General features: G+C 72.9%; 17 protein-coding genes and 2 pseudogenes. 17 read left to right on the top strand and 2 right to left on the bottom strand.

Annotation, left to right across the window (positions count from 1 at the left end):
* Nucleotides 1-15: 15 nt before the first annotated feature.
* Nucleotides 16-2,253 carry a hypothetical protein gene (locus IW245_RS00005; RefSeq protein ID WP_197001123.1) on the bottom strand — a complete coding sequence of 746 codons (2,238 nt, stop codon included), beginning with the start codon at nucleotides 2,251-2,253 and terminating at the stop codon, nucleotides 16-18.
* On the opposite strand from IW245_RS00005, the gene IW245_RS00010 reads away from it, so the two are divergent.
* On the top strand, nucleotides 2,227-3,150 hold the full coding sequence (locus IW245_RS00010; RefSeq protein WP_307788849.1) for a hypothetical protein: 924 nt from the start codon (nucleotides 2,227-2,229) through the stop codon (nucleotides 3,148-3,150). The genes IW245_RS00005 and IW245_RS00010 overlap by 27 nt on opposite strands.
* A pseudogene (locus IW245_RS00015) lies at nucleotides 3,147-3,944 on the top strand (HAD-IIA family hydrolase); the annotation flags it as partial. The gene IW245_RS00010 and the pseudogene IW245_RS00015, both read left to right, overlap by 4 nt.
* On the opposite strand, the gene IW245_RS00020 reads toward IW245_RS00015, so the two are convergent.
* Nucleotides 3,937-4,275, bottom strand: coding sequence for an SCP2 sterol-binding domain-containing protein (locus tag IW245_RS00020; protein WP_197001125.1), 339 nt, complete (start codon nucleotides 4,273-4,275; stop codon nucleotides 3,937-3,939). The pseudogene IW245_RS00015 and the gene IW245_RS00020 sit on opposite strands and share 8 nt — an antisense overlap.
* Nucleotides 4,276-4,348: 73 nt before the next feature.
* Between IW245_RS00020 and IW245_RS00025 the strand changes: the two genes are divergently transcribed.
* The 15 genes and pseudogenes from IW245_RS00025 to IW245_RS00095 all read left to right on the top strand — a co-directional run bounded on the left by IW245_RS00025 (nucleotide 4,349) and on the right by IW245_RS00095 (nucleotide 19,863).
* A complete protein-coding gene (locus tag IW245_RS00025) occupies nucleotides 4,349-4,987 on the top strand; it encodes a hypothetical protein (RefSeq protein WP_197001126.1) in 639 nt (212 codons plus the stop codon).
* The gene (locus IW245_RS00030) at nucleotides 4,980-5,129 is read left to right on the top strand and encodes a hypothetical protein (RefSeq protein ID WP_197001127.1); all 150 of its coding nucleotides are present in this window, start codon (nucleotides 4,980-4,982) and stop codon (nucleotides 5,127-5,129) included. Before IW245_RS00025 ends, IW245_RS00030 begins: the two co-directional genes overlap by 8 nt.
* Nucleotides 5,129-6,040 (top strand): TlyA family RNA methyltransferase, encoded by a 912-nt coding sequence (locus tag IW245_RS00035; RefSeq protein WP_197001128.1) that lies wholly within the window; start codon nucleotides 5,129-5,131, stop codon nucleotides 6,038-6,040. The genes IW245_RS00030 and IW245_RS00035 overlap by 1 nt, the downstream gene beginning before the upstream one ends.
* A complete protein-coding gene (locus IW245_RS00040; RefSeq protein ID WP_197001129.1) occupies nucleotides 6,037-6,930 on the top strand; it encodes an NAD kinase in 894 nt (297 codons plus the stop codon). Before IW245_RS00035 ends, IW245_RS00040 begins: the two co-directional genes overlap by 4 nt.
* A 64-nt stretch (nucleotides 6,931-6,994) precedes the next feature.
* Entirely contained in the window at nucleotides 6,995-8,752 is a 1,758-nt protein-coding gene (recN, locus tag IW245_RS00045) for a DNA repair protein RecN (protein ID WP_197001130.1), read from the top strand.
* A 146-nt stretch (nucleotides 8,753-8,898) separates the two neighbouring features.
* Nucleotides 8,899-10,080, top strand: coding sequence for a putative cytokinetic ring protein SteA (gene steA, locus IW245_RS00050; RefSeq protein WP_197001131.1), 1,182 nt, complete (start codon nucleotides 8,899-8,901; stop codon nucleotides 10,078-10,080).
* On the top strand, nucleotides 10,077-11,006 hold the full coding sequence (locus IW245_RS00055) for a copper transporter (RefSeq protein WP_197001132.1): 930 nt from the start codon (nucleotides 10,077-10,079) through the stop codon (nucleotides 11,004-11,006). The genes steA and IW245_RS00055 overlap by 4 nt, the downstream gene beginning before the upstream one ends.
* 21 nt (nucleotides 11,007-11,027) lie before the next feature.
* Nucleotides 11,028-11,894: pseudogene (locus IW245_RS00060) on the top strand (hypothetical protein); the annotation flags it as partial.
* 830 nt (nucleotides 11,895-12,724) lie between these two features.
* Nucleotides 12,725-13,780, top strand: a complete 1,056-nt coding sequence (locus IW245_RS00065) for a glycosyltransferase family 4 protein (protein ID WP_197001133.1) — start codon at nucleotides 12,725-12,727, stop codon at nucleotides 13,778-13,780.
* A complete protein-coding gene (locus IW245_RS00070) occupies nucleotides 13,780-15,963 on the top strand; it encodes a hypothetical protein (RefSeq protein ID WP_197001134.1) in 2,184 nt (727 codons plus the stop codon). Before IW245_RS00065 ends, IW245_RS00070 begins: the two co-directional genes overlap by 1 nt.
* 117 nt (nucleotides 15,964-16,080) lie before the next feature.
* The gene (gene pyrG, locus IW245_RS00075; RefSeq protein WP_197001135.1) at nucleotides 16,081-17,778 is read left to right on the top strand and encodes a CTP synthase; all 1,698 of its coding nucleotides are present in this window, start codon (nucleotides 16,081-16,083) and stop codon (nucleotides 17,776-17,778) included.
* 47 nt (nucleotides 17,779-17,825) lie between these two features.
* Nucleotides 17,826-18,353, top strand: a complete 528-nt coding sequence (locus IW245_RS00080; RefSeq protein ID WP_197008255.1) for an NUDIX domain-containing protein — start codon at nucleotides 17,826-17,828, stop codon at nucleotides 18,351-18,353.
* 123 nt (nucleotides 18,354-18,476) lie between these two features.
* Nucleotides 18,477-18,920, top strand: coding sequence for a cysteine dioxygenase (locus IW245_RS00085; RefSeq protein WP_197001136.1), 444 nt, complete (start codon nucleotides 18,477-18,479; stop codon nucleotides 18,918-18,920).
* Nucleotides 18,917-19,324: a rhodanese-like domain-containing protein gene (locus IW245_RS00090; RefSeq protein WP_197001137.1), complete on the top strand. Its 408-nt coding sequence runs from the start codon at nucleotides 18,917-18,919 to the stop codon at nucleotides 19,322-19,324. Before IW245_RS00085 ends, IW245_RS00090 begins: the two co-directional genes overlap by 4 nt.
* Nucleotides 19,306-19,863: a GNAT family N-acetyltransferase gene (locus IW245_RS00095; RefSeq protein ID WP_197001138.1), complete on the top strand. Its 558-nt coding sequence runs from the start codon at nucleotides 19,306-19,308 to the stop codon at nucleotides 19,861-19,863. The genes IW245_RS00090 and IW245_RS00095 overlap by 19 nt, the downstream gene beginning before the upstream one ends.
* Nucleotides 19,864-19,865: the final 2 nt, after the last annotated feature.

Genomic DNA, 19,865 nt, shown 5'->3' on the forward strand with positions numbered 1-19,865 from the left:
GGACATTTTTTCCCATCAGGGGCTGCCTTCGGGCAGCCCCTGATGGCGTTTCTGGACAGCTCGCCTGGCGATCGACGCAGGCCAGGTAGGGTTGTTCCTTGATTGGCAAGTGAACAGTGACTGCCACGGAGTCGCCCCGCGCGGGTGGCTGAGGTGGATACGCAGGTCGACGCGAGCCGCGTCGGGAAGGACATACCAGTGAGCTCCGAGTCTCCGAACCAACGCGACGATCGCGGCAATGACCGACGGGGTGGGGCCGCTGGCCGACCCGACCGGACCGGGGGCGGACGCCCGGAGCGCCGCGACGGCGGCGGTGGCCGCTTCGAACACGGCAGCTCTGGTGGGCACCAGTCCCGACCGCCGGCCGGTGACCGTCCGGGCTGGCAGGACCGTGGCCGTTCCGGTGCCCCCGGTGGCGGGGATCGTCCGCCGTTCCGTGGCGGGGATGACCGTCCGCGTCGCGACTTCGGCGACCGGCCGACCGGCGGTGGCTACCGAGGCGGTCAGGGTGACCGTCCCGGGTTCCAGGACCGTGGGCGTCCGACCGGTGGGGATCGTCCGCCGTTCCGCGGTGGCGATGACCGTCCGCGCCGTGACTTCGGCGACCGGCCGACCGGTGGCGGGTTCCGCGCCGGTGGGGACCGTCCGCCGTTCCGTGGCGGGGATGACCGTCCGCGTCGTGACTTTGGCGACCGGCCGACCGGCGGTGGGTTCCGTGGTGGTCAGGGTGGTGACCGTCCGGGGTTCCAGGACCGTGGGCGTCCGACCGGTGGGGACCGTCCGCCGTTCCGCGGTGGCGATGACCGCCCGCGCCGTGACTTCGGCGACCGGCCCACGGGTGGCGGGTTCCGCGCTGGTGGGGACCGTCCCGGGTTCCAGGACCGTGGTGGGCGTCCGAGCGGCGACCGTCCGGGGTTCCAGGACCGTGGGCGTCCGACCGGTGGGGACCGTCCGCCGTTCCGTGGCGGGGACGACCGTCCGCGTCGTGACTTCGGTGACCGGCCCACGGGTGACCGTGGTGGCTTCGGTAACCGTGAGGACAGGCCCCGTCGTGACTTCGGTGACCGGCCGACCGGTGGCGGGTTCCGTGCCGGTGGGGATCGTCCGGGGTTCCAGGACCGTGGCCGTCCGACCGGTGGGGACCGTCCCCCGTTCCGTGGCGGCGACGACCGTCCGCGTCGTGAGGGCGACCGGCCCACTGGTGGTGGCTTCGGTAACCGTGAGGACCGTCCGCGTCGTGACTTCGGTGACCGTCCCGGTGGCGGCGACCGGCCGACCGGCGGCGGCTACCGCGGCGGCCAGAGCGGGGACCGTCCGGGCTGGCAGGACCGTGGCGGGCGCCCTGGTGGCGACCGTCCCGGGTTCCAGGACCGGGGCCGTCCGGCTCAGGGTGGGGACCGTCCGCCGTTCCGTGGCGGCGATGACCGTCCGCGTCGTGACTTCGGTGACCGTCCCGGTGGCGGCGACCGGCCGACCGGCGGCGGCTACCGCGGCGGCCAGGACGGGGACCGTGGGGGCTGGCAGGACCGTCGGCCGAGTGGTGACCGTCCCGGGTTCGGTGACCGTGGCCGTCCGACCGGTGACCGTCCGCCGTTCCGCGGCGGCGATGACCGTCCGCGTCGCGACGGCGACCGGCCGACCGGTGGTGGCTTCGGTAACCGTGAGGACAGGCCCCGTCGTGACTTCGGTGACCGTCCCGGTGGCGGCGACCGCCCGACCGGCGGCGGCTACCGCGGCGGCCAGAGCGGCGACCGTCCGGGCTGGCAGGACCGTGGCGGACGCCCCAGTGGCGACCGTCCGGCGTTCGGGGACCGTGGCCGGCCGGCAGCCGGTGGCGAGCGTGGCTTCCGTGCCGATGACCGTCCGCGTCGGGACTCGGGCGACCGCCCGGCCGGCGGCGGCTACCGGGGCGGCGCGGGTACCGACGACCGTCGGCCCACCGGCGACCGTGGCGGCTTCGGCAACCGGGACGACCGTCCGCGTCGTGACTTCGGTGACCGGCCGACCGGTGACCGTCCGGCGTACACCAACGACCGGGGTGCCGTGCCGCGTACCGAGCGGCGCTTCGACGGTGACGAGGGCCCGAAGGCCGAGACGCTGCCGTTGCCCGAGGGCATCGACCCGCAGGACCTCGACGACGAGGTCCGCGACGAGCTGAAGTCGCTGGGCAAGGGGCTGGCCGACGCCGTCGCCGCCCGCCTGGTCGCCACCGGCGAGCTGGTGGACGTGGACGCCAAGCAGGCCCTCGAGCACGCGCTCGTGGCCCGGCGGCTGGCGGCCCGGATCCCGGCGGTGCGCGAGGCCGTCGGCATCGCGGCGTACCTGTGCGCGGAGTGGCAGCTGGCGATCGCCGAGCTGCGGACGTACCACCGGCTCAGCGGCAAGCAGACGCACATCGCGATGATCGCAGACTGCGAGCGGGCCCAGGGCCGGCCGGAGCGCGCGATCGACCTGTACCGCAACACCGACCAGTCGGTGCTGGACCGCAGCGAGCAGATCGAGCTGCTGATCGTGGCGGCCGGCGCGCGCCTGGACATGGAGCAGGCCGACGCGGCCCTGGCCATGCTGCGGGTGCCGGAGCTCGACGGCGCGGACGACGCGCTGGAGGCCGGCCCGCTGCGGTACGCGTACGCGGACATCCTGCTGGCCACGGGTGAGCGGGACCAGGCGTACGAGTGGTTCGCGAAGGCGGCCGTGGCCGACACCGAGGGCGAGACCGACGCGGCCGACCGGCTGCTGGAGCTCGACGGGGTGGAGCTGAACGACGACGAGGACGACGACGACTTCGACCCGGACGGCCCCGAAGCGCTGTCTGATGTCGACGTCGCCGACGAGGACGAGCTCCTGGAGGACGACGAGGACCTCGACGACTCCGACGAGGACGAGGACGAGGATGGCGACGAGGACGAGGACCTCGGCCACATCGCTGACCAGGGCGAGCCGGAGGCCGGAGACGACGACGCGGCCGACGCGCCGGTCGCGGTGAAGAAGCCGGTCGCCGAGGTCTCCGCCCAGAAGCCGTTCGCCGGTGGGGACGAGGAGCCGGTGGAGGCGCCCCGCGCCAGCGGCCCGCCGAGCACGTCGCCGTTCCTGGCCCCCGAGGTGGTCGCGGACCCGACGGATGAGGTGAAGAAGCCCGAGTCGCGGTGACGACTCTGGTGGAGGGGTACGACGCCGTCCTGCTGGACCTGGACGGCGTCGTGTACCTGGGGGAGCAGCCCGTGCCGGGTGCCGCCGAGGCGATCGCCCGGCTGCACGCGGCGGGCGTACCCGTCGGGTATGTGACGAACAACGCGTCGAGGGCCGCCGTCGAGGTGGCGGCCCTGCTCAACAGGCTCGGGGTCGCCGCTGCCGTGGACGAGGTCATCACCTCGGCCCAGGCGGCGGCGCGGCTGTTGGCGGAGCGCTTTCCGCCCGGTACCCCTGTGATGGTGGTGGGGTCTGCGGCGCTGCGCGCCGAGGTCGCTGCCGTGGAGCTGGTGCCGGTCGTCGAGGCGGGGTTGGCCGAGGCCGTGGTGCAGGGCTACGCCCTGACCGTGGGTTGGACCGACCTGGCCGAGGCGTGCGTGGCGATCCGGGCCGGAGCGCTGTGGGTGGCGACGAACACGGACGCGACCCTGCCGTCGCCGAGGGGGCCGCTGCCGGGCAACGGTTCCCTGGTCGCGGCGCTGGCCACCGCCCTGGGGCGCGGGCCGGACGTGGTCGTGGGCAAGCCGGAGCCGACGCTGCTGCTCGCCGCGGCCGCCGCGCGGGGCGCCCGCCGGCCGCTGTTCGTGGGCGACCGGCTGGACACCGACATCGCCGGCGCGCACCGGGTCGGGTTCGACAGCCTGCTGGTGCTGACCGGGGTGCATGGCCGGGCTGACCTGGCGGTCGCGCCGGCGGAGCAGCGGCCGACGTTTGTCGGGGCCGATCTCGGGGCGCTGTTCGCGGAACCTACAGCAGGGTCCTGAGCTTGAGCAGGTCGGTGAAGCTGGCCTTCACCGACAGCCGGTTGCTCGCCCAGGCGCTGGCGAAGTTGAGGTCGCCGTCGACGAGGGCGATCAGGTCGTCGCTGGTGGCGATGAGCCGGATCTTCGCGGCCGGGTCGTCGCCGTCGGCGATGTCGTGCAGCCGGCCGTCGGCCAGCCGGCAGTGGAACGCGACCCCGAGATCCTTGATGGTGCAGGCCATCGGCCGGTCGAGTGACACCTTCTGCGCCACCTTCTCGGCATTGGCCGCGAGCTTGGCGTCGAGCCGGCCCAGTGCCTCGCGGCACTCGTCCACGGTCGCCATGAAACCCCCCTTGATCCGACAACTCACCGATCGGTGACGCTACCGGAATGACTCTTCGGTAGCGTGGCGGGTGATGACCCGAGACTTGAAGGAGGTGGCCGCTGTGCAGGATGCGGTGCGCGCGTACCTGGAACTGGCGCTCGGCCTGACCGAGGCGTCCAAGAAGAAGGCGGCGAAGATCGCCAAGAAGCTGGTCGCGGAGAGTGGCGCGAAGGCCGGTCACGCCCAGTCGGTCGCCGAGGAGCTCATCACGACGAGTCTCGCGAACCGGGAGGCTGTGGGGAAGTTGGTCCGGTACGAGCTGGACCGGGCGCTCGGGCGGGTCGGGCTCGCGACGGCCGAGGAGGTCGCGGAGCTGACGGACCGGGTGCAGGAGTTGGAGCGTAAGTTGCGGGCGGCTACGGCGGGTTCCTCCGCTCCGGCCGCTTCCGTGGCTCCGGTCGCTGCTCCGGTGGTGGCTTCGGCGGCGAATGGCGCTGTGGCCAAGGCCGCGCCGGTTGTGAAGAAGGCCGCTGCGGCGAAGAAGGCTCCGGCTGTGAAGAAGGCGGCCACGGCGAAGAAGGCTCCGGTGGCCAAGAAGGCTCCGGCGGCTTCGTCCGCACCGGTCGCTGCCGTGGCTGCGGCGGTCAAGGCCGCCCCCGAGAAGGCGACCCCCGTCAAGAAGGTCGCCAAGAAGACCGTCGCGAAGAAGGCTGCCCCCGCCGATGTCTGAGAGCACGGGTGACGCGCGCGTCGACTCCGCCCTGACCCTGCTCAACGAGGCGGCCACCGCGCCCCTCGCCGAGCAGGTCACCGCGTTCGAGGCCGTGCACCGGGCGCTGCAGGACACCCTCGCCAGCGTCGACGAGAGCTGATGGCCAGGCGCGCGCGGCTCGACGCCGAGCTGGTCCGCCGGGGCCTGGCCCGGTCCCGGGAGCACGCCGCCGAGCTGGTGGCGGCCGGCCGGGTCGAGGTGCGGGGCGGGACGGCGACCAAGCCTGCCACCTCGGTGGACCCGGCGGACGCGATCCGGGTCCTGGAGGGCGGCGGGGTGGAGTACGCCTCGCGGGGCGGTCACAAGCTGGCCGGGGCCCTGGCGGCGTTCCCGGCGTTGACGGTCGAGGGCAAGCGCTGCCTGGACGCCGGCGCGTCGACGGGCGGTTTCACCGATGTGCTGCTGCGTGCGGGTGCCGCCCGGGTGGTGGCGGTGGACGTCGGCTACGGGCAGTTGGTGTGGGCGTTGCGCACGGACGACCGGGTGCAGGTGCACGACCGGACCAACGTGCGCACCCTGACGCCCGAGGACATCGGGGGGCAGGTGGATCTCACCGTCGCGGACCTGTCGTTCATCTCCCTTCGACTGGTACTGCCGGCCCTGGCGGCCTGCACCCTGCCTGACGGCGACCTGGTGCCGATGGTCAAGCCGCAGTTCGAGGTGGGCAAGGACCGGGTCGGTACCGGCGGGGTGGTGCGTGACCCGAAGCTGCACGCCGAGGTGGTGCTCGATGTCGCCGCGTCGGCCGCGGAGCTGGGGCTGGGTGTCGCCGGGGTGGGCAGGAGTCCGCTGCCGGGGCCGTCGGGGAACATCGAGTTCTTCCTGTGGTTGCGCCGGGGCGCGCCGCCGGTCGATCCGGCCGAGGTGGCGCGGGTGGTCGGGCTGGCGGGGGCCTCGCCCGCCGATGGGGTCGTGGACCTGGCCGCCGGCGAATCGGCGGGGCATGCTGGACCGGTCGGGTCGGCGGGGGCCGGTGGCGGGGAGTCAGACGTCGAGGACGGGGAGTCATGAGGGAAGCGCTGCTCGTCACGCACACCGGCAAGCGGACCAACACCGAGCACGCGCGTACGGTCGCGCAGGACCTGGCGGCGGCCGGTTTTCGGGTCCGGGTGCTGGCCGAGGAGGCCGGGGACCTGGAGTTGCCGGGGACGGTCGCGGTGCAGGCCGACGCGGGGGCCGCCGACGGGGTGGAGATCGTGTTCGCGCTGGGCGGGGATGGGACGCTGCTGCGCGGCGCGGAGCTGGCCCGGCCGGTTGGCGCGCCGCTGATGGGGATCAACCTGGGCAAGGTGGGCTTTCTCGCCGAGGCGGAGATCGGGGACCTCGACCAGGCGGTCAAGGATGTGGTGACCCGGTCGTACACGGTGGACGAGCGGATGACCATCGACGTGACGGCGAGCCTGAACGGGCGGCTGATCGCGGAGTCCTGGGCGCTCAACGAGGTCAGCGTGGAGAAGGGCGACCGGGCGCGGATGCTCGAGGTGATGCTGTCGGTGGAGGGCCGGGGCCTGTCGCGGTACGGCTGCGACGGCATGGTGGTGGCCACCCCCACGGGGTCGACGGCGTACGCGTTGTCGGCTGGCGGGCCGGTCGTCTGGCCGGATCTGGAGGCGATCATCGTGTGCCCGATCAGCGCGCACGCCCTGTTCAGCCGGCCGCTGGTCGTGGCCCCGACGTCGACGATCGGGATCGGCGTGGAGCCGTACACGACGTTCGCCGTGTTGTGTTGCGACGGTCGGCGGGTGTGGGACCTGCCGCCGGGCAGTGAGGTGACGGTGCGCCGGGGCGCGCTGCCGGTCCGGGTGGCGCGGCTGCGGCCGGGGTCGTTCACGGACCGTCTTGTGGCGAAGTTCGGGTTGCCGGTGGACGGGTGGCGGGGCGCGGGCGAGGCTAAGCGCTGAGTCGTCGCGGCTGGTCCGGGAGACGGATTCTTCTTTGTCGTACCGACGGGCTAGGGTTCTCGGTGTGCTGGAGGAGCTTCGCATCACCGGACTGGGCGTTATCCATGACGCCGTGCTGCCCCTGTCGGCGGGCCTGACGGTCATCACCGGCGAGACCGGGGCCGGTAAGACGATGGTGGTGGCGGGCCTGGGCCTGCTGCTGGGCGGCCGTGCGGACGCCGGACGGGTGCGTTCTGACGCTGGTCGGGCCGTCGTGGAAGGACGGTTGCGGCTGACCGGGGCGGTCGCCAAGGCCGTCGCGGCCCGGGTGGCCGACGCCGGTTCGGAGTGCGACGACGACGGCAGTCTGCTGCTGTCACGGTCGGTGACGGCCGAGGGTCGGTCCCGGGCGCATGTCGGCGGGCGGACTGTGCCGGCGACGCTGCTCGGGGAGATCGGCGAGCAGGTGGTGGCGGTGCACGGCCAGTCAGACCAGCTGCGGCTGCTGCGGCCGGCGGAGCAGCGTGCGGCGCTGGACCGGTATGCGGGGGCGGACCACGACAAGCTGCTCGCGGAGTACCGGGAGGTGTTTTCGGCCTGGCGGCGTGCTGATGAGCAGTTGGCGGATCTGCGCCGGTCGAGCCGGGAGCGCGCTCAGGAGGCCGACCTGCTGCGGCTGGGGCTGACTGAGGTGACGGCCGTGGCTCCGGAGCCCGGCGAGGATGAGGAGTTGCTGGTCGAGGGCCGGCGGTTGGAGCACGCCGAGGGCCTGCGGATGGCGGCGACGACGGCGCACGTGGCGCTGACGGGCATGGAGGATGTGGAGTCCTTCGACGCGGCGACCCTGATCGGTGAGGCGTTGCGCGCGCTGGAGGGCCAGTCGGAGGTCGATCCTCGGTTGGCGGAGTTGGCGGCCCGGGTGGCCGAGGCGCACACCCTGGTCCGGGATGTGGCGGGCGAGCTGGGCACTTATGTCTCTCTGCTCGATGCGGACCCGACCCGGTTGGCGGCGATCTACGAGCGGCGTAACGCGCTGCGGATGCTGACCCGTAAGTACGCCGAGGACATCGACGGCGTCTTGGCCTGGGCGGAGAAGGCCGCGGCCCGGCTGGGTGAGCTGGATGTGTCCGATGACGCGCTGGCGGCGTTGGCCGAGGAGCGCGACCGGCTGGGGGAGCGGGCGGCGGAGCTGGCGGGCCGGTTGTCGGCGGCCCGGGCGGAGGCCGCTGTGCGGTTCGCGGCGGCGGTGACGACGGAGCTGGCGGGGCTGGCGATGCCGCATGCCCGGATCGAGGTTGCGGTGCTGCCGAGGCCGGCGGGTCGGGGTGAGGCGACGTTGCTGGTGGCGGGTGTGGAGCTGGGCGCGGCGGCCGACGGTGTGGACGAGGTCGAGTTGCGGTTGATCCCGCATCCGGGTGCGCCGGCGTTGCCGGTGCAGAAGGGCGCGTCCGGGGGCGAGTTGTCCCGGGTGATGTTGGCGATCGAGGTGGTGTTCGCTGGTACGGGCGGTCCGCCGACCCTGGTGTTCGACGAGGTCGACGCGGGCGTGGGTGGCCGGGCGGCGGTGGAGATCGGCAAGCGGCTCGCCCGGTTGGCCAGCCGGCACCAGGTGCTGGTGGTGACGCATCTGCCGCAGGTGGCGGCGTTCGCCGACCGGCATCTGATGGTGGCGAAGGACACGGGCGGGGCGGTCACGACGAGTGGTGTCCGGGTGGTCGAGGACAGCGAGCGGGCCCGGGAGTTGGCCCGGATGTTGGCGGGTCTTCCGGACTCTGACCTGGGGATCGCGCACGCGGAGGAGTTGCTCGCGGTGGCGGCGGCGGAGAAGGCTCTGCTGCGGTGAGTTAAGGCGGCGGAGACGCGCTGGCCGCGTTGAGTTAACGTAGGTCAGATGTCCTCGTGCGGTGGGTGAGGCATACGTCATGATTTCGCCCATCTGCGCATGTCGCGACCGGCAACGGTCGCCCTGAAGTGCCAAGATGGGTCTCAATGAGGCTACCCACGCTGCGGCGCACCCGTCCGGTCGAGGCGGGCGTGATCACCGGACCGGTGCGACTCGACCGTCGGACGAAGCGGCTCGCCGGCCGGCTCCGCCCGGGTGACATCGCGCTCATCGACCATGTCGACCTTGACCGGGTCGCCGCGGACTCCCTGGTCGCGGCCGGGGTCGCCGCCGTGCTCAACGCGAAGCCGTCGATCTCGGGCCGGTATCCGAATCTGGGTCCCGAGGTGCTGATCGCCGCCGGGGTGGCCCTGATCGACGACCTCGGCGAGGACGCGTTCCAGCGGTTGCGCGAGGGTGCCTCGCTGCGGATCGAGGACAATGTCGTCTTCCTCGGCGAGGACAAGATCTCCGTCGGGGTGCGCCAGGACACCGAGTCGGTGGCGCGGGCGATGGCCGAGGCCCGCGAGGGCCTGTCGGTGCAGTTGGAGGCGTTCGCCGCCAACACGATGGAGTATCTGCGCCAGGAGCGGCATCTGCTGCTCGACGGGGTGGGCGTGCCGGAGATCGCCACGCAGCTGTCGGCGCGGCATTGTCTGATCGTGGTGCGCGGGTATGACTACAAGGCGGACCTGGACGTGCTGCGGCCGTACATCCGCGAGTTCAAGCCGGTGCTGATCGGGGTGGACGGCGGGGCGGACGCGCTGGTCGAGGCCGGCTACACCCCCGACATGATCATCGGGGACATGGATTCGGTGTCCGACGACGTGCTGCGCTGCGGGGCGGAGGTCGTCGTGCACGCGTACCCGGACGGGCGCGCGCCCGGTATGGCCCGCTGCGACCGGCTCAACGTGCCGGCGATCACGTTCCCGGCGGCGGCGACCAGCGAGGACATCGCGATGCTGCTGGCCGACGAGAAGGGCGCGACTTTGATCGTGGCCGTGGGCACGCACGCGACGCTCGTGGAGTTCCTCGACAAGGGCCGTGGTGGCATGGCTTCGACGTTCCTGACCCGGTTGCGGATCGGGGGCAAGCTCGTCGACGCGAAGGGCGTGTCCCGGCTGTACCGGCAGAACATCTCCGCGTCCTCGCTGCTGCTGCTCATTCTCTCCGCGCTGGCTGCCATGGCCGCGGCGTTCGCCGTGTCCACCGTCGGCCGGACGTTCCTCAACGTCGTGGCCGAGTGGTGGGACAACCTGATCTTCTCGGTACAGAGGCTGTTCTCTTGATTAATTTCCGGTACCACGTGGTCTCCATGACCGCCGTCTTCCTCGCCCTGGCGATCGGTCTGGTCCTCGGCACCACGGCGCTCAACGGCCCGGTGGCCGACTCGCTCAGCGACCAGGTCAGCTCGCTGTCGAAGAAGAACGAGAACCTCCGTGACCAGGTCGGGCACCTGGAGGAGGAGCTCAAGAAGCAGGAGCAGTTCGTCGAGGAGCTGGCCCCGACGGTGCTCACGGGCAAGCTGGCGGGCAGGCGGGTCCTCGTCGTCGACATCTCCGGCGCCAAGGCCGAGCAGGTTGACGGGGTGCGCCGGATGCTGGAGATCGCCGGGGCGAAGGTCACCGGCCGGATCTCGATCACCGACGAGTTCACGAACCCGGCGAAGAATTCGCTCCTGGTCGACCAGGTCAGCAAGGTGCTGCCGAAGGAGATCACCGACCCGCTGAGCAGCGCGTACGGTGCGGAGTCCGCGGCGGCTCTGCTGGCGGCGGTGCTCCTGGATCACAGTCCCGTCGTGCCGAAGGAGGCCCGCTCGACGGTTTTGTCGGCGTTCAGCACCAACCGGTTCATCACAGTCACCGGGGAGGTCTCCGAGACCGCCGAGGCCGTGGTGCTGATCAGTGGCCCGCCGTCCACCGACCGCGAGGCGAGTAAGCGCAACGACGCCGTGGTCGACGTGGCCGCGCAGTTCGACAAGCCGGCCCCGATCGTCGTGGCGGCGCCCAACGCGAGCGGCGACGGGAACGTGATCGGCGTGCTGCGCGGCGACCCCGCGCTGTCGAAGTCCGTTTCCACGGTGGACAATGTGTCCGGTGCCGTGGGACAACTCGTGACGGTGATGGCGCTGGTGGAACAGCTCGGCGGCCACGCGGGGCACTACGGCATCGCCGGCGGGGCCAGCGGTCTCCTGCCGAAGTCCGAGAAGAAGTAGCAACACCACCGGGAGGTCACGATGGGGCGCGCGCGACGGATCGCCGGACGACTGGCGCTGGTCGGGGCGGGTGCCGTCGTGGCCCAGGCCACCCTCCGCGCGCTGATGGCCTCACCGGCGGCGCCGGCTCTGGACCGGACGAACCACCGGGGCCGCACCCTGAGTCTGGCGTCCGGCCCTGCGCTGGCGGTCGCGGCGGCCACCACCGCGGCCGTGGGTGCGGCGAGCGCCCCGGTGGCTGTGGCCGCGCTGGCGGCCGGCCTGGGTGCCGGAGCCGTCGGCTTGTACGACGACGTGGTCGGCGCGCGCGCCGACCAGAAGGCTTCGAAGGGCTTCCGTGGTCACCTGTCCGCTTTGAAGGAGGGCAGGGTGACCAGCGGCCTGGTCAAGATCGGTGGGATCGGCGTCGCCGGTCTGGCCGCCTCCGCTTTGCTGTCGCGGGGCTCGGGACGTGGGCGGGGCATCGGTCCACGGCGTTCGAGGCTCGGCGGCGCGGCCAACGTGCTCCTGGGGGCCGGCGTGATCGCGGGCATGGCCAACCTGGTGAACCTGTTCGACCTGCGGCCCGGGCGGGCGTTGAAGGTGGGGCTGCTCGTCGGCGCCCCGCTGGCCGTGGGCCCGGCGGCCGGGCTCGTCGCCGGCCCGTTGGGTGCCGCCGGGGTGCTGCTGCCCGATGACCTGGACGAGCGGGTGATGCTCGGCGACTCCGGGGCCAACGCGTTGGGCGCGCTCCTCGGGCTCGCCCTCGCGGCGCGCAGCGGGCCGCTGACCAGGGCGGTGCTGCTCGCGGGGATCGGCGGGTTGACGCTGGCCAGCGAGAAGGTCAGCTTCACGAAGGTGATCGAGCGGACGCCGGTGTTGCGGGCGGTGGACATGTGGGGCCGCAAGCCGGCCCCGGGCACTGAGCCTGCGGCTGGCGCGGGCGTCGGGGTCGCGTCGGCGACGGGACAGGGACCGGGCAGGTTGCCCGCGGGCACACCGGGTGGGTCGACGGCGCAGGGCCTGGCTGGCTCGCGATCGGCGCTGGCCGGGTCGACCGGGCCGGACGGGGCAGGCATTCCGGTGGCCCAGGACGTGTCGGACCCGCGAGGCGCGGGGGCGGCCGTGGCCGCCGATGCGGATGCGGAGCTGTCGGGGGCGGAGCCGGTCGCGGTGCCGCAGCGTGGGACGTCCCGGTCGGGGACGAAGAAGCCGCGCGCGTCGAAGCAGGGTGGCGCAGCAGGACAGTCGGGCGCGTCTGGGGCCACCGGGCCCGGTCAGGACGCGTCGACGGCGAAGACGGCCTCGAAGCCGGTGACGGCCTCCGTCGAGGGAGAGTCGTCGGCGCGTGGCGCGGAGAAGTCCGGCGTCTCCTAGCCGGTGGGTGGTGGCCGGACGCACGGTGCCCATTGCCCGGGTGCTATCGCCGATGCGCTCCGTCACAGTCCGCCGGCCGTCGCCGCGTTGTCCGGGCTGTGCCGGGGTCGCGTGGGACTCCGGCCGAGCTGTGTCGGTGCGGGCGGAACAGGTGCTACGGCCCACCGGTCGGATTGCCCGCCGCACAACGTCGGGCCGAGGGGACGCGACCAAGCCCCTCGCCGAGCCCCGGGAGTGACCCCACTCCCCGTACGACCACCAGCACCCGGCATGCTGTTCGACAGGGGTGACCGCCCCCACCCAGGGCCCTGCGCCCCACCCGAGTCGGGGCCCCGGCGGCCCGTACCCACCACGGAGGAAGCGTGAAGATCGCCCTGGTGCTCGCGACCAGTACCGGCGGGGTCGGCAAGCATGTCGTCTCCCTCGTCGAGGGGCTCACCGCCGCCGGTCACCGCGTGGTCGTGTTCGGGCCGCGGGCTGTGGGGGAGCGGTTCGGGTTCCCGCTGTTCCGGCCGGTGGAGATCTCGGCGGGGCCGCATCCGAAGGACGCTCTCGCGGTGTGGAACCTGCGCGCGGAGCTGCGGGCGATGCGTCCCGACGTGGTGCACGCGCACGGGCTGCGGGCCGGGCTGGTGGCGTCGTTGGCCGGTGCGCGGCCGCTGGTCGTGTCGTGGCACAACCAGGTGCTGGACAAGACGGGTCCGAAGGCGAAGGTCCTCGCGGCCCTGGAGCGGGTGGTGGCCCGGCGGGCGACGCTGACCCTCGGGGTGTCCGATGACCTGGTGGCCCGGGTGCTGGAGCTCGGCGGGCGGGACGTGCGGCTCGCTCCGGTGGGCGCTCCGCCGTTGCCGGTGGGGGACGGGGCGGCGATCCGCAAGGAGTACCCGGAAAAGAATCTGATCTTGTCTGTGGGGCGGTTGCATCCGCAGAAGGGCTACGACACTCTGGTCGCGGCGGCGCGGCGCTGGCCGGACACCCGGGTGCTGATCGCAGGCTCGGGCCCGGCGGAGGCTGAGCTGCGTGCGGCGATCGACACCGGTGCGACGGGTACCCGGGCCCCCGTCACCCTCCTCGGCCACCGCGACGACGTGGCCGATCTGTTGGCCGCCGCGGATGTGGCGGTGGTGACGAGCGTGTGGGAGGCGCGGCAGCTGTTCGCGCAGGAGGCGCTGCGGGCGGGCGTGCCGCTGGTGGCGACGAAGGTCGGTGGGCTGCCGGGTCTGCTCGGTGACGGCGCGGCCCTGATCGCGCCCGGTGACGTGGACGCGCTGGACAGGGCCGTCACCGGTTTGCTCGACGATCCGGACGCGGCGGCCCGGCTGGTCGGGCGGGGCCGGGCCCGGGCGGCGACGTGGCCGTCGGAGGCGGACACCGTCGCGCAGGCCGAGGCCTGCTACCGGGAGCTGACCGGCTCCTGATGACTGGCCTCCGATCCCTGCGACCTGGTGCCAGGCTGCGGTCCGGGCTCTGCCTGCTCGCCGTCGTCCTGGTGGCCCTCACGGGCGGGCTCGCCGTCGGCGCGGCCCCGGCGGCCGCCGCCCCCGCCGGTGCCGACTACGCCGTCATCGTCGGCGCCGCCGGCCTGCGCTGGGACGACCTGAACCCGACAGACACCCCCACCCTGTGGAAGCTCGCCGAGACCGGTTCCATCGGTGCGATGTCCGCCCGGTCGGCCCGGACGCTGACCTGTCCGCAGGACGGCTGGCTGACCCTCGGGGCCGGCAACTTCGCCGAGCGCCCGCCGCTGTCGGCGGACAAGACGGTGTGCCCGGCGTGGTCGGTACCCGTGGAGGTCCAGGGCGAGGGCGCGTTCCTGCCGGACCAGGACTCGGTGGACGAGCACAACACGGCCCGGCCGTGGGGTGCGCGGCCGGGGGCGTTGGCCGAGTCGGTGCGGTGCAGTACCGCGATCGGGCCCGGCGCGGCGGTGGCCGTGGCGCGCTCGGCAGGCCGGGTGGACCGCTATGCCGCCGATCCCCCGGCCGACCTGAAGCGTGTGCTCGCCCAGTGTGTGCTGTCCGTGGTGGACGCCGGCACGGTGTCGGGCGTCGGCGCGGACCGGCAGGCGGCGGCGCGCCGGGTCGACGCGACGGCGGCGAGGGTGCTGGCGGCCCGTCCGGCGAGGTCGCTGCTCACGGTGGTCGGGGTCTCTGACACCGAGACGCCGGCGCGGCTGCACGTGGCGATCGTCGACGGCCCGGGTTTCGCGGGCGGCTGGCTGGTGTCGCCGAGTACGAACCGGCCCGGGTACCTGCAGCTCGTGGACGTGGCCCCCACGGCGCTGGAGCTGCTCGGCAGGGCGCGGCCGGCGACGCTGTTCATCGGGCAGCCGCTGACCAGGGCCGACACGGATCGGCCGGCGGCGTTGGCGGACGCGGTCAAGGCGCTCGACGACGCCGATCAGGAGGCCGGGGCCCAGCGGCGGGTGGCCGACCGGTTCTTCGTGACGTTGGTGGTGGTGCAGTTGGCGCTGCTGGCCGTGATGGTGCCGGTGCTGCGCTGGCTGCGCCGGACCCGGCGGCGGCACCCGTCGCCGCCCCCGCCGGCGTGGTTGCTGCGGGTGCTGGAGGTGGCGCTGCTGGCGTCGGCGCTGGCGATCCCGGCGGCGGTGGTGACGGATCTGGTGCCGTGGTGGCGGGCGGTGAACCCTGATCGGTGGTTCGCGGCGATCGGCCTGGTGGTGTTGGCCGCCCTGACGGCGGCGGTGTGGTTCTCCCGGTGGGGGCGGCGGCCGTTGGGGCCGCTGGCGCTGGTGGCGGCGATCGCCGCGGCGGTGGTCGGGGTGGACGTGCTGACAGGGTCGACGTTGCAGCTCAACGGGGTCGCCGGCTATTCGACGCTCGCCGGGGTGCGCTACGCGGGCATCGGGACGATCGGGTTGGGCGTGTTCGCCGCAGGTCTGCTGCTGGGGGCGGCGTGTCTGGCGCAGCGGCTGGTGCCCCGGCGGCGGCGGGCGTGGGTGGTGCTGGGCGTGGGTTTCGCCGGGGTGCTGCTTGTGGGGGCCCCCGGTTTCGGTTCCGATCCGGGCGGCGCGATCGCCCTGATGGTCGGGGTGTGCGTGGCCGCGGCTCTGGCCAGGGGTGGTTGGTTGACGTTTTCCCGGCTGGCCGGCGCTGTGCTGGCCGGTGCGGTGATCACGGTGCTGTTCGTGGCCGTGGACCTGTCGCGGCCGGCGGAGCAGCGCGGCAATGTCGGCCGGCTGCTCGCGGAGGCCGGCCAGGGCCAGGTGATCTTCCAGCGGCTCGGGCAGGCGAACGTGGTGGCGTTCGTCACCAGCCCGCTGACCCTGCTCGCGGTGGCCGGCGGCCTGTATGGCTACTTCGTCCTGCTGCGCCCGTGGGGCGGCCTCAGGCGCGTGTACGGCCTGCATCCGGCCGTGCGGGGTGGTGTGTACGGGGCGATGGCCGCCGCGCTGCTGGGTAGTCTGCTGGACGGCGGGGGCGTGATGGCGGCCGGGGCGGCGGCGGCGACGGTCGTGCCGGTGCTCCTGCTGGCCGGTCTGCGTGTCGTTCGGCACGTTCAGGAGCCGCACACCGGGGAGCAACCTGCCGTTAAACCGGTGGAAATACCCCATCCGGCCGAGCGTCGGCCCTTGAAATAGGGCCGGCGCCCGTGGCGGTCCGCCCGGAGAGCCCCTGGCCAGCGAGGTGCTGCTAGGCTGAAACCCCGTGGGATGCGCGGATCCGTACCGCGCCCGATACGACCACGGGAGCAGGTCTTGGCCGCAATGGCTCGCACGCCGAAGCACATCTTCGTCACCGGAGGCGTCGCCTCTTCGCTCGGTAAGGGCCTCACGGCCTCGAGTCTCGGCAATCTCCTGACCGCCCGCGGACTGCGGGTCGTCATGCAGAAGCTGGACCCGTACCTGAACGTGGACCCCGGCACGATGAACCCGTTCCAGCACGGTGAGGTCTTCGTCACCGAGGACGGCGGGGAGACCGACCTCGACATCGGTCACTACGAGCGGTTCCTGGACCGCGACCTCTACCGTGGCGCGAACGTCACCACGGGCCAGGTCTACTCCGAGGTGATCGCCAAGGAGCGCCGCGGGGAGTACCTGGGTGACACGGTCCAGGTCATTCCGCACATCACCAACGAGATCAAGGCCCGGATCCGGGCGATGGCCGACCCGGACGAGACGGGTCGGGCCCCCGATGTGGTGATCACCGAGGTCGGCGGCACGGTCGGCGACATCGAGTCGCTGCCGTTCCTGGAGGCCATCCGGCAGATCCGGCACGACATCGGCCGGGACAACTGCTTCTACCTGCACGTGTCGCTGGTGCCCTACCTGGCGCCGTCCGGGGAGTTGAAGACCAAGCCGACCCAGCACTCGGTGGCGCAGCTGCGCAACATCGGTATCCAGCCCGACGCGATCGTGTGCCGCAGCGACCGGGAGATCCCGGAGAAGCTCAAGCACAAGATCAGCCTGTACTGCGACGTGGACCAGGAGGCGGTCGTCGCCGCCCCCGACGCGCCGAGCATCTACGACATCCCGAAGGTGCTGCACAAGGAGGGCCTCGACGCGTACGTGGTGCGCCGGCTCAACCTGAGCTTCCGGGATGTGAAGTGGAAGGCGTGGGACAACCTCCTCGACCGGGTGCACAACCCGAAGCACGAGGTCACCGTGGCACTGGTCGGCAAGTACATCGACCTGCCGGACGCGTACCTGTCGGTGTCCGAGGCGGTGCGCGCGGCCGGTTTCGCCAACTACGCGCGGGTCAACCTGCGCTGGGTGGCCTCGGATGACTGCCAGACCCCGGCCGGGGCGAAGAAGGCCCTGGCGGGCGTGCACGGCGTGCTGATCCCGGGCGGTTTCGGGGTGCGCGGCATCGAGGGCAAGTTGGGCGCGATCCGCTACGCCCGGGAGAACCGGATCCCGACCCTGGGCCTGTGCCTGGGCCTGCAATGCATGTCGATCGAGGTGGCCCGCGACGTCGCCGGCCTGCCGGGTGCGGACTCGCTGGAGTTCGACGAGAACGCCACCGACCCGATCATCTCCACGATGGCCGACCAGGAGGACATCGTCGCAGGCAAGGGTGACCTGGGCGGGACGATGCGGCTGGGCGCGTACCCGGCGGTGCTGACCGAGGGGTCACTCGTCGCCGAGGCGTACGGCACCACGGAGGTGTCCGAGCGGCACCGGCACCGCTACGAGGTGAACAACGCCTACCGCGAGACGCTGGAGAAGGCGGGCCTGAGGATTTCGGGTACGTCGCCGGACGGCAAGTTGGTCGAGTTCGTCGAGCTGGACCGCGAGCTGCACCCGTTCTTCGTGGCCACCCAGGCGCACCCGGAGCTCAAGAGCCGCCCGACCCGGTCGCACCCGCTGTTCACGGCGTTCGTGTCGGCGTCGCTGGCGTATCAGACCCCGGCCGCGCCGGCCGCCCCGGCTGCTGCCGCCAAGGGCAAGAAGTGACGCACGAGTTCACGGTGCTGAGCACCGTCGAGCATTTCAAGGGCCGGATGTTCGACGTGGTCACCGACCAGGTCACGATGCCCGGCGGGGGCGTCGCGGCGCGGGACTACATGCGCCACGTCGGCGCGGTCGGCGTCGTCGCGCTGGACGAGGAGGGCCGGGTGCTGCTGCTGCGGCAGTACCGGCACCCGGTCGCGACCGTGCTGTGGGAGCTGCCGGCCGGGCTGATCGACGTGCCCGGGGAGCCCCTCGTCGACGCGGCGGCCCGTGAGCTGGCCGAGGAGGCGGACCTGACGGCCGAGCGCTACGACCTGCTCGTGGACCTGCACCCGTCGCCGGGCTGTTCGGACGAGCGGATCCGGTTGTACCTGGCCCGGGGCCTGTCGGCGGTGCCGGAGGCCGACCTGCATGTCCGCAGGGACGAGGAGGCGGGGCTGACCACGCACTGGGTCGACCTGGACGAGGCGTGCGCGATGGCGCTGTCCGGGGAGATCACCAACGGGGCGTGCCTCGCCGGTGTGCTGGCGGCGGCCCGGGCGCGTGACCTGGACTGGAAGCCGCTGCGCGCGGTCTGACGCATCTGGAGAGGGCCTGGAAGTGACCGGGCCCTCTCTCTTTCCCAGAGTTCCCTACTCGTTCGGTAGGGATTATGGGTTAATCTCTCCGTACGGAGATCGTCGGCGGAAAGGGGCAGGTGGATGAGCACAGCGGTACTCGACCTCGCGGAGCTCGCCCGCGCCTGTGCGGCGACCCCCGCCTCGTGGCCGGTCACCCCGAGGGTCGACCCCGACCGGCGCTGGTACTCCCGGATCGGCGCCTCCGAGCACCACGAGGTGTGGCTGATCAGCTGGGGCCCCGGCCAGGGCACCGACCTGCACGACCACGGCGGGGCGTCCGGCGCTTTCACGGTCGTCGCCGGCACCCTGACCGAGGAACAGCCCTACCGCCAGACGGAGAACCATCCGAGGGGTACGACGGTCGACTTCGGCGCCCACCACGTGCACCGGCTGACCAACCGGGGCACCGAGCCTGCGCTGTCCGTGCACGTCTACGCGCCCCGCCTGACCACGATGACCCGCTACGAACTCGACGACGCCGGCCTGCGGGTCCTCGGCGTCGACCGCGAAGGGGAGGCCTGGTGAGCATCGACGACCTGCTGGAGGCCGCGCGCGCCGGACTGCGCCGCGTCGACTCCCACGAGGCCGCGGCCGCCGTCGCGCACGGCGCGCTGCTGGTCGACATCCGCCCGGTGGCCCAGCGCGGCGCCGAGGGGTACATCCCCGGCGCGCTGGTCATCGAACGCAACGTCCTGGAGTGGCGGCTCGACCCGGCCAGTGACGCCCGGCTGCCCCAGGCCTCCCGCGAGCGCCCGGTGATCGTGTTCTGCTCCGCCGGGTACGCCTCCTCCCTGGCCGCGGCGAGCCTGCGCGCCCTCGGCCTGCACGCCACCGACCTGATCGGTGGTTTCCAGGACTGGGCGGCTTGCGGGTACCCCACGGCCGGTGGCCGTCGGGCTAACCTGGTCGGATGCGTGGACCTGAGCTGACGACCGGGCGCCTGCTGCTGCGCCGCTGGCGGGATGGCGACCGGGAGCCGTTCGCGGCGCTCAACGGCGACCCCGAGGTGATGGAGCACTTCCCGTCGCTGCAGGACCGGGCCACCTCCGACGGGATGGTCGAGCGGATCGAGGCCACCTTCGACGAGCACGGCTTCGGGCTGTGGGCGGTGGCTCTGCGCGAATCGGGGGAGTTCCTCGGCTTCACCGGGCTGCAGCCGGTGACCTTCGAGGCCTCGTTCAGCCCGACCACGGAGATCGGTTGGCGGTTCGCCCGGCACGCCTGGGGCCACGGGTATGCGACGGAGGCCGCCCGGGCCGCGCTCGCCTTCGGGTTCGACGAGCTGGGCCTCGGGGAGATCGTCGCCATGACGGCGTGGTCCAACGAGCGCTCGATGGCCGTGATGCGCCGGCTCGGGATGCGCCGCGATCCGGCCGCGGACTTCGAGCACCCGCGGATCCCCGAGGGCAGCCCGGTGCGCCCGCACGTCCTGTACCGGCTGGGCGCCGCGGACTGGCGCACCGCCTGAGG

Origin of the sequence: Longispora fulva, assembly GCF_015751905.1 — a bacterium.
Lineage (GTDB): Bacteria > Actinomycetota > Actinomycetes > Mycobacteriales > Micromonosporaceae > Longispora > Longispora fulva.